This is a genomic window from Phyllobacterium sp. P5_D12, assembly GCF_054049495.1.
The window spans coordinates 1-2,764 of record NZ_JBFUMG010000573.1 but is presented as its reverse complement, the minus strand read 5'-3'; the positions used below and the strand labels follow the sequence as shown (position 1 = coordinate 2,764).

General features: G+C 52.3%; 2 protein-coding genes. One reads left to right on the top strand and one right to left on the bottom strand.

The features are described 5' to 3' along the window. The coding region (locus ACXJ5O_RS23685; protein WP_457302041.1) for an MlaD family protein at positions 1-947 on the top strand (947 nt) is incomplete at its 5' end. 923 nt (positions 948-1,870) lie between these two features. Here the strand turns inward: ACXJ5O_RS23685 and ACXJ5O_RS23680 are convergent. Next, positions 1,871-2,518, bottom strand: coding sequence for a hypothetical protein (locus tag ACXJ5O_RS23680; protein WP_457302040.1), 648 nt, complete (start codon positions 2,516-2,518; stop codon positions 1,871-1,873). Between the last annotated feature and the right edge of the window lie 246 nt (positions 2,519-2,764).

Sequence of the window (2,764 nt, the reverse complement as noted above, 5' to 3'; positions counted from 1 at the left end):
GCCTTGTGGTCTGCGCGCTCGCGTTTGGTTTCTTTTACTGGGTCGGTCGTTATGGCGATACGCGGGAAACGTCGACGCTGGAAATCAGGGTTCCAGGTTCCGTCACGGGTCTGGCCGCGAACAGCCCGGTATTCTTCAACGGCCTGAAGGTCGGTGAGGTGAAGMGTCTCTTTATCGATTCGACCAATCCAGACGCCGTTATAGTGCAGACCGCGATTGACTCGACTACGCCGATCACGCGCTCGACCGTGGCAACGCTTGCCTTCGAAATATTGGCCGGACAGGCGCGTATCGAGTTGACGGGCGGTAAGGCCTATGAGCCCAGGCTTTTGGAAGAGGCGGACAAGGAGGACACAATCGCGCGTATGGACGTCGATCCATCGTCGCTGAAGACGCTGGTACAGACTGCGCAGGACTGGATCGACCGTGTCGACAAGGCGACGACCGCCACCGAGGAATATGTCGCGAAAACGCGTGGGCCGCTGCTGGCGAGCATCCAGCAGGCCAAGGAATTCACCGACGGCCTTGCCGGCAAAACCGAAATGATAAACGAGTATGGCCAAAAGGCTCGCAGCGTCGGAGAACTCATGAATGACGCGCGCGACGTCATCTCTCGGGTGAACAAGTCCTCTGTGCGCGTCGATGAAACACTGGCCAAGGTCGACAAGCAGCTTTCGGACGACAAGGACAGCACGGCCAGCGAAATACGCTCCAAGCTTCAGTYCTATCAGCAGCAAGCCAAGAACTTGAATACCCAGCTCGTCGCCGTCCTCAACAATCTCGGCAATTTGACGGGTCAACCGCTAAAAAATGCGCAGCGCTTCATCTCGAATAGCCGGCGCACGGTCGAAGGCATTGATCGCAGCATTTCCGAAATTGCGGAAGACCCGCACAAATATTTCTTCGGGCCCACCCGTACTGCCCCCGAATACGAAGCACCGCGATAGGAATTTTAGGAAAAATACATTCCCACAGCATAGCTGCCGACGGCCAGGAGAACCATGATCATCGCTGGCGGCCAGTACAGATAGAACTTCATTCCATTGTCGGCTGCGTACCCGTTTTCATCATTCGATGGGGCATATGTCATTGTTGCAGGGGACTTCGCCCTCTTATTGAAGCTCGTTAACGACACAAGAATTCACCTTCCGAACTGACGGCCTAAATACAAGACAATTGGTATGATGATCAAAAAGATTATGAGATAGCCCCAGATGGACGTCATGTAGGGCGCATAATCCTCCTTTTCTTTTTTTTCATCCTCTTCCATTGGTGCCTCCCACATCTGCCAATGAAAACAGTGATTAAGAGGACTTCGAGCCGCGATAAACTACGGCTTTGGTCGCATCAGGCCATAGCGGCGGTGCGAAAACAACTTAGTAATAATGGCTATATAATTAGCTCGAAAGCACTTCATAGGATCAATCCCCATCGATGAGCTTCGATAATGATGCGGCGAGTCCGCCATGCAGGCAAGCCGTATGAACTGATGCGTCCTTCAGCAGACAAAAGTGACAAGGTAAACACAGAAAGATCGCTGTAGCCCGGCCACGGCGATCTTCATGTCAATTCTGCCGTGACTTCCGTCGTGGGCTATTTAGTATGCTGCTTAAAACGCCGATGCGCAAAACCGCCTTTGGCTCGTCTCAAAATATCCGAAAGCCTGTTGGGGCTGGTAGGCTTGTTTGGCATTTCTTCGCGGACTTTTTGTAGAATCTGCGGTGTAGCGCAGCAGGCATTGTGGGGGGTATGAAGCGTCACGTCTCCCATTTGTCACTCCCTTAGAAGAACAATTGACCTAGCGGGCTTATCCGAAAGGCTGAAAGCAAACTATTCGCTTAAGCTAATAGGTGTACGCTTAGTTTTGCGGTTATTCAACTGGATTTGCAGCGCCGGGTGATCGTGTCTGCGTTTGCAGATCATCAACATGCTGTGAAACAAGCGGCGTTCCTTGAAAAGGGCGCCGCTTGCATCTGTTTCGCAGGATTGAAGGCTTCGGTTTTCRGGCGTAAATCGGGTGAAACCTTCGCAGCGAAAGAAAGCCCGCGATTACGAACAACACCAGCAAAATACCCTGCGCAATCGCGAACGGAGGTTCTGACCCTGTCGGAGCAAGTGCGTTGAGTGCAGGTATCTTCTGGAAAGACTGTGCAATGAGAACAAAGCAATTCAGATAGAGCGACACAATTGCGCTGACCACATAGACCGAGCGCCAGGAACCGGCGAGACGATAGACATAGAGCGCAACGATCGCCGCGATGAGGAAGATCATAGATATGATACCCACCCCTATGGCCGGCGTGAAGCCGCTATAGGGAAACAGGAAGCCGGTTACGCTCGTGGCTACTGTCGTTATCAGGAAGATCAGCGTCCAGCTTTCCTTCCTTTCGGACCCAATAAGACCGGCCAGAACAATCAGCCCTGAAACAATACCGATCAGGCTTAGAATCACATGGAAAAGTGTAAACGGCGTCATACCGAAGATCATGATCGTGCCCCCAAGTTGCGATCCGTCCATATGTTAAATCCGGACGTGGCAACACGAAACAACGTTTGCGGCCGATTGTAAATCCGTCTGCCAGATGAGAAAATATGAGAAATTTATTCAATAATTCTTCAAGCAAATCGACGAATGGTGGGTTATCCGGTGCATTTCCGGCGATCTATCGACCGCGTCATTGAATCGGCCTGTCCCTGCAGGGCGCCGGCCTGTTTCTGGTTGACCGTTCGATAATCGGGCAGGAAGGGACCGAAGCCTGTGACC